Raw genomic sequence first — 6478 nt, 5'->3', positions numbered from 1 at the left:
ATACGCAAAGCGCCTGAAATCATAGAACTGCGGCATGTGACCACGCTTACCGCGCGCTGGGCTCGGCGATCGCTGGAGCTGCCGTTTTGCAAACGATTTCGATGCCAAGAAAGGTGAGGTCTATCAGTCGAACTGGGAGACAGGCGGCGAGCTGAGCGTAGGTGACGTCGGTAAGGTGCGTGCCGCCGATCTGCCGGGTACCGCGGACCTTGCATGGGCTCCTTCCCTTGTCAGGACCTGTCGCTTGCCGGTGTAGGCGCAGGCTAAAAGGGGAGCGCTCCGGCACCTTTTACCCCTTCTGGCGACTGATGATCGCGCTTGCCGAGGACGGCCGAGCGCCAAAGGTCCGCCACTTTCTATCGCTGGTTTTCCGGGCGGGCGGCAGCGGCGGCGATACCGGCACAAACGATCAGAAGGGCGATGCTGCACCTCGCGGTAGCATCCAGCAAGTCCGTCGCCAGGAATATGGCGAGGATCGCCAGTCCCGCCCAAGGCAGAGCGGGATAGGCTGGCGAGCGGAAGCTCCGCTTGCCGGTCTGCCCGCGCCGGCGGCCGACCAGCACCGCGACGACCATCAGCACCGGGGTAATGAGTTCGCCCGAGATGAGCAGGAGCAGCCCGCGCTCGCCGACAAGGGTCAGCAGTATCGCCGCGCCGCCCAGCAACAGCGCCGCGGAAACGGGCGCGCCCGAGCGCTGGTCGAGCCGGCTGAGCGCCGATGATCCGTCGGTGCCGCCGAGCGAGCGCGCCGCCGCGAACACGAAGCGGCTATAGGCGATCATCGCACCGGCGACGTGATCGAGAATGGCGATCGCCACGATCGCTGCGAACGCCTGCACCGCGAGCGGCCCTGCGATCGTTCGCACCGACGCCGCGATCGGTGCCGGGGACGACAGCATCGCGGCGAGGTCGGGCGTCCCCACCGCTAAGCCGACGATCGGCAGCGCGACGAGCGCGATCGCGAGGATGCTGCCCCATACGACAACACGGCCGACCACCCGGCGATCGCCGTCGATCTCCTCCGCGAAGTTCAGCGCAAGATTGGAGCCGGAACAGGCATAGGCGGCGGCGATGGTCCCGAGGATCAGCGAAATGGTGCCGGTCGGCGCGAGGCCCCCGTGCGGGCCGGCGGCGACCGGATGCAGCAGGACGGTTTCGAGGCTGCGCGCCGGGCTGCGCCACTCGAACACGATCAGCGCCAGCAGCGCCGCCACCTCCGCGATGACGAGGGCACCGGTCACCCACATGCCGGTCCGCAGCCGCAACACACCGATCACGGTGGCGAGGCCGATCGCGGCGATCGCGAGCGGCAGGATCGGCAGCGACGGCACCACCTCGCGCGCATAGACGGCGAAGCCCAGCGCCACGAAGGCGATCAGCGCGGGCGCGGTGACGATACCCAGCACGAGCGCCGCGGCGCGACACCGCGGTCCCAGCACCTCGCCGATCCCGTGATAGACGCCGCCCGCGTGCGGAAATGCCGAGCCCAGCTCCGCGTACAACAGCGCCGACACCATGACTACCGCGCCACCGCCCAGCATCGCGATCGCCGCGCCGGTGCCGACGAGGTGCAGCACCGCAGCACCCGTGACGTAGACCGATCCGGCGGGCGACAGGGCGGCGAGCGTCAGTGCGAGCACGCCGGCCGGGCGAAGCGATCGTCGTAACTTGTCTTCGCCCTCACCCTTTCCGCCGCTAGCGGCTGCTCCTTTCCCTCTCCCGCCGGGAGAGGGAGGGGGGCGCGAAGCGCCGGAAGCGCCAGGGCGGTTCATCCCAATTTAATGATCCGACGCCGAGGGGAGATCGAGCCCGGCCAGCAGGCGGACCAAATCCTGCTGGCGGGCACACCCGGTCTTGTGGAAAACCGCCTTCAGCTGGTTGCGCACCGTATGGATTGAGACCGAGCCGGACTCCGACACGGCGCTCAGGCTTTCCCCCGCCCATAAACGCAGCGCCAGCCGCGACTCCGCCCCGGTCAACCCGAATGCCTGACGAAGCTTGTCCTGCGGGGTCGATCGCGGCGGCGCGACGTCGGCGACGGTAACCAGCACGCAACGCGCCGAGGCGAAGCCTGCGATCGCCCGCTCGCCCATCCGCGATACCGTCACGGAGCGATCGGACCGCCGGTCGCGGCCGGGCAGGATGATCGGCGCGCCGGGGATACGGGTCCGGAATGCGCTCGTCAGCGCCGCTTCGAGCGCCCGGTCGGCGATCGCGGCGACGGCGCGCAGCCGGCCGTTGACCAGGCGGAGCGTCGTGCCGCCTTCCATCAGCGCCTCGCCGGCGGCGCTGTGCCGAACGACCCGCAAGGATTCGTCGATGAAGAACATCGCCTGCGGCGAAGTTGCCAGCAGGACGTCGAGATGATCGAGCTGCTCCTGCCGCAGTGCCAACTCGCGGCGCAGACGGGCGGCGCGGATCAGATGCGGCTGGAACGGGGCGACCGCCGCGATGTCCCGGTCTTCGAACGGTCCCTGGCGTCGCGATCGGCCCAGCCCGATCGTCGTGAGCCAGGGCCCTTCGAGCGACAGCAGGATGCTAAGATTATGCGCCGCGCCGATCGGGTCGAGAAACTCGTTGAGATAGGCGCTGCGTTCGAAATCCTCACGGTCGATCCAATCGCTGTCGCGCGTGATGCGGGGTGCCCACGCAGACGCATAATCGGTGAGATCGTCGACCAGCAACAGGCAATTGGCCTGCGCCCACTCCGCCCGGTACAGCTGCAGGATATCGGTGGGCGTCCGCGCGCAGATGCCGTCGCCATGACCGTCAAGGACGTTCATTTCGAGGAAGTTCGCGGGATGCGCGCCGCTGCGATCTGCCAGCTCGCCGAGCAACGGGCTCCACAGCCGGTCGTCATAGGGCGCGTCATAGATGAGATCGACGAGCTTCTCGTCGGTCATCGCCCCGGTCCGGCACGCTCGCATAACGGTGTCGCCCCCAACGTCCGCGCGGATGGTTCCGCGTCTCTTCGGTAAATGACTTTATCCCCACCGCATAGCGCAAACGGGTCATGCGCACGGTCCGCGAACAGGCGATTGCCCTGGGGTGATGATGTTCCCGGACGCGGACATATCCACGCAGGAGGCAGAGCACGTGTCATCGAAATGGCTTGGTTGGGCGACCGCGTCGGCGATCGGCATCGCGTCCGTGCAGGTAGCGCAAGCTCAGAGTACGCCTGCGTCTGCACCACAGGGCGCGCCGGCGACCACCGGGAACCAGTACCCGCCTGCACGAGCGATATTGTTCTTCCTTGCGAATCCAAATCTAGTTCAAACGACATCCGGCCCAGAAAACGCCGATAGAAAACAGACGGTCAATGGCTTTCAGATTGACATCGGCGGCACGCGAGCGGTGATGAATGACCCGTCGCACCCGCTTGATGCGGCCACCGCAAGGTGGATTGAAAACAAAGCGATCGGGGATACGCAGGATAGCGTTACCAACAGTGAACGATATGCCGTCTTCATGGCGAGCATCGCAACAATCAAAGAGCAAGCAGTTCAAAAGAGCGCTATGGAAACGGCTTTGGCGCTGGCGCAACGATTGGGCCGCGATGACCTGGTACAGGGTCTTCAAACCAAAATTCAAGCATACCAGGACGATATCGATAGCGCCCGGTCTAGGGTGCTGGATTATGCCGCTGACGCCATTCGAGCCCAGGAACAAGCAAGTTCGACGGGAGGAGGCTCCCCCGATGCGAGCGGTTCGGGCAACAGCATCGTCGATGGCGAACAGACCGCGATCACGGAGGTTGATGCCATCCAGGCCGAAGCCGTCCGCGACGGCAATGCGATCGCGCGCGCCTATGTCGACCCCACCGGCCTATTGAACGGCGCGAACCAGACGCTGACCAGCGCGCAGCTCGATGCGATGGCCCAGCGGATCAGGATCGCGGAGACGGCGACATCGGCCACGCCCACGTTCGCCCCGGCCAACACCGGCGATTTCACCAGCACCGCCGCCGTCAGCCCGCTGACGGTGACGGCGCTCAACCCGATCTACAAGAACTACAAGGTGACGGTGGGGCCGAACGGCGCGCTGGTCGTCTCCGTCCCCACCCTGCAGGTGCAGACGCCCACCGGGGTCATGACCATCCCGTCGAATCAGGTCGTCGTGCCCTCGACCCAGATGAACGTCACCAGCACCCAGATCAACGTGCCGAGCACCCAGGTCAACGTCCCCTCGACGCAGGTGAACACGCCCAGCACGCAGGTGAACGTGCCGAGCCTGCAGACGAACGTCCCCTCCACCCAGGTGCAGACGCCCAGCAGCGTGATGACCAGCCCCGATCTCCAGCCCGCGCTGTGCGGCCGATGACGCCGGGCCGCCGCACCCCGTCCACGCTCCCGTCAACATACAAGCTCGAACGGATTCGATCCATGCGCATAGTATCGCTCGGTTGCCTGGCGCTGGCGGCAATTACCCTCTTCGACCGCAGCGCCTCCGCCCAGTCGATCACCTATGTCGTCAAGCAGCAGATCGGCCAGGGATCGGTTATCGGCCAGATCACGACCGACGGCACCGCCGGCACGTTGGCGGCGACCAACATCACCGCGTGGAACCTGGCGCTCAACGGCGTCGGCGCGACGTTCAACATCACCAACGCCAACAGCTCGGTCGTGATCCAGGGCGGTGCCACGTCGGCGACCGCGCAGAACCTGTCCTTCAACTACGCCGCCGCGGGAGAGAACTACCTGCTCTTTCAGCAAGGCCTGTACTCGGGCACGCATTACTGGTGCAACGACAGCAGTGCGGGTGTCTGCAAACAGGGTGCCAGCGTGGTGCCGAACAGCGCCTTTGACAGCGCCGCCCAGTTCGAGGCGCGAACGGGGTCGCAGGTTCTGGGCACCGCATCCGGCGCGACCAGCCCGATATTCGTGACCACCACCGACGCGCTCAACCAGTCGCTGAACAACCTCGCCGCGAGCCAGAAGGCGCAGCTGATCACGGCGAACCTGTTCAGCCAGGTGCTGCTGGGGAAGAACGAGCAGGTGAGCTGTGGCGATTGCGGCGGTGCCGGCGCGACCTTCGGCAGCCTCAGCGTATCGGCGCATGGCCGCAAGGCGATCACCAACGAACTCACCGCCCTGTTCGGCATCGCCGTCGGCCGTTACGAGGAGAAGGGTGCCTTCATCACCAACTCCTACACCTTCGCCGGAGGGCTGCGGTACGATCCGTCGAACATGGGCTCCTCGCGCCCGTATTTCGAACTCGGCGGCGCGGTGGCACCCGACCAGCACGCCACCTACCAGCGCCCGTACATGACCGGGACCGGCCTCGCGACCGGCATCGGCCAGACGAAGACGACGAACATGTCGGTCTATGCCCGCGCGGGCTGGGTGTCGCGCCTGACCAGACGCGACGAGTTGGCCGGCGCTATCAGCTACGGCCATAGCTGGCAGATCCAGCACAGCTATGCGGAGGCAACGGGGCCGGACAATCCGTTCGACGCGCAGTATAGCCGCGGCATCAACGAGGTGAACATGGCGGGCGTGTCCGCCCAATATTCGCATCTGTTCGGCCGCCGGCTGGAACTGGGCGTCGACGGCAGCGTCTCCCGGTCGTTCGGCTCGCGCAACAGCATCGTGACGACGATCGACGGGTTCGGACAGAATGCCCTTCCGGCGCACGAGATCACCTATTTCGAGCCCGGCGGGCGGCTGAGCTATCGTGTCTCGCGGCGGCTGAAGATCGACACGTTCATCAACGCGACCATGTCCAACCAGTCGATCGGCATCAGCGAGCATGGCGGTTTCGGCGTCAACCTGAGCTTCTGATCAGCAGTTCGACCCGCGGAATAGTTCATTGTTGATCGACCACTTTTTGAATTCAGCGGTGGCGAGGATCAACGCGTACATGGCGGTAAAATCGTGCGGCGGACGACCGGCCAGGCGCCCAGATTTTTTTCGTTTCATGATGATGCTCCTATTTGGGAGAATCGATCATGCTCATTCCGCCATATCCGGATAGTCCCCCCCCCCATGCGGCCTGCTGCGTCGAAGCTCCGGGTCTTTGGTCGAGATTCGACGGTGCTAAAGCCGGCCGCTCCTGTAAGCTCGAGCGCGAAACCCTGCACTCTCGACACAAAATCGCTGATATCCGTCACAGGGAAAGCGCGCACGATAGTCTCGGATATCTGCCGATTTTAGCACCTCGGTCAGCAGCGGATCGGCCGTTTTAATCTCGCTTTCGCCGCTTTCACGGAAAATCAGGGTACAGGCCGAAACGGTACTGGCCTCTACCGGCCCGGAGAATGCGGGCAGATTTCCTACGGAAATCACGTGCCGGTCGGTTCTCGCAGTACCTTTCGGAACCCGGAATGCCGCAGAAAGGCGGGATGCTCAGGGTCCTGCACTCGGCGGAGGTGCGAACAGCGACTGACTGGCGGAGCGGGAGGGATTCGAACCCTCGATACGCTTTTGGCGTATACTCACTTTCCAGGCGAGCGCCTTCGACCACTCGGCCACCGCTCCGC

At 65.2% G+C, this 6478-nt stretch carries 5 protein-coding genes and 1 tRNA gene; 2 read left to right on the top strand and 4 right to left on the bottom strand.

Annotated features, from left to right (window positions below; translation table 11 throughout):
- Positions 1-356: 356 nt before the first annotated feature.
- Positions 357-1640, bottom strand: a complete 1284-nt coding sequence (locus ACFE7D_RS13645) for an APC family permease (protein ID WP_375395960.1) — start codon at positions 1638-1640, stop codon at positions 357-359.
- Positions 1641-1778: 138 nt separating this feature from the next.
- A complete protein-coding gene (locus ACFE7D_RS13640; RefSeq protein ID WP_375395959.1) occupies positions 1779-2903 on the bottom strand; it encodes a helix-turn-helix transcriptional regulator in 1125 nt (374 codons plus the stop codon).
- 148 nt (positions 2904-3051) lie between these two features.
- Between ACFE7D_RS13640 and ACFE7D_RS13635 the strand changes: the two genes are divergently transcribed.
- Positions 3052-4320, top strand: a complete 1269-nt coding sequence (locus ACFE7D_RS13635) for a hypothetical protein (protein WP_375395958.1) — start codon at positions 3052-3054, stop codon at positions 4318-4320.
- A gap of 62 nt (positions 4321-4382) precedes the next feature.
- The gene (locus ACFE7D_RS13630; protein ID WP_375395957.1) at positions 4383-5780 is read left to right on the top strand and encodes a hypothetical protein; all 1398 of its coding nucleotides are present in this window, start codon (positions 4383-4385) and stop codon (positions 5778-5780) included.
- On the opposite strand, the gene ACFE7D_RS13625 is transcribed toward ACFE7D_RS13630, so the two are convergent.
- On the bottom strand, positions 5781-5918 hold the full coding sequence (locus ACFE7D_RS13625; RefSeq protein ID WP_375395956.1) for a hypothetical protein: 138 nt from the start codon (positions 5916-5918) through the stop codon (positions 5781-5783).
- A gap of 467 nt (positions 5919-6385) precedes the next feature.
- Positions 6386-6476: transfer RNA gene (locus ACFE7D_RS13620), tRNA-Ser, on the bottom strand.
- Positions 6477-6478 lie beyond the last annotated feature (2 nt).

It is taken from the genome of uncultured Sphingomonas sp. (assembly GCF_964244235.1).
GTDB lineage: Bacteria > Pseudomonadota > Alphaproteobacteria > Sphingomonadales > Sphingomonadaceae > Sphingomonas.
The sequence above is the reverse complement of the archived record's forward strand: the minus strand, read 5'-3'. Positions and strand labels throughout refer to the sequence as shown.

Excerpts from the sequence above, each read along its gene's own strand:
- ACFE7D_RS13640 (WP_375395959.1), bottom strand. The coding sequence starts at position 2,903 with ATGACCGACGAGAAGCTCGTCGATCTCATCTATGACGCGCCCTATGAC.
- ACFE7D_RS13635 (WP_375395958.1), top strand. The coding sequence starts at position 3,052 with ATGATGTTCCCGGACGCGGACATATCCACGCAGGAGGCAGAGCACGTG.
- ACFE7D_RS13630 (WP_375395957.1), top strand. The coding sequence starts at position 4,383 with ATGCGCATAGTATCGCTCGGTTGCCTGGCGCTGGCGGCAATTACCCTC.
- ACFE7D_RS13625 (WP_375395956.1), bottom strand. The coding sequence starts at position 5,918 with ATGAAACGAAAAAAATCTGGGCGCCTGGCCGGTCGTCCGCCGCACGAT.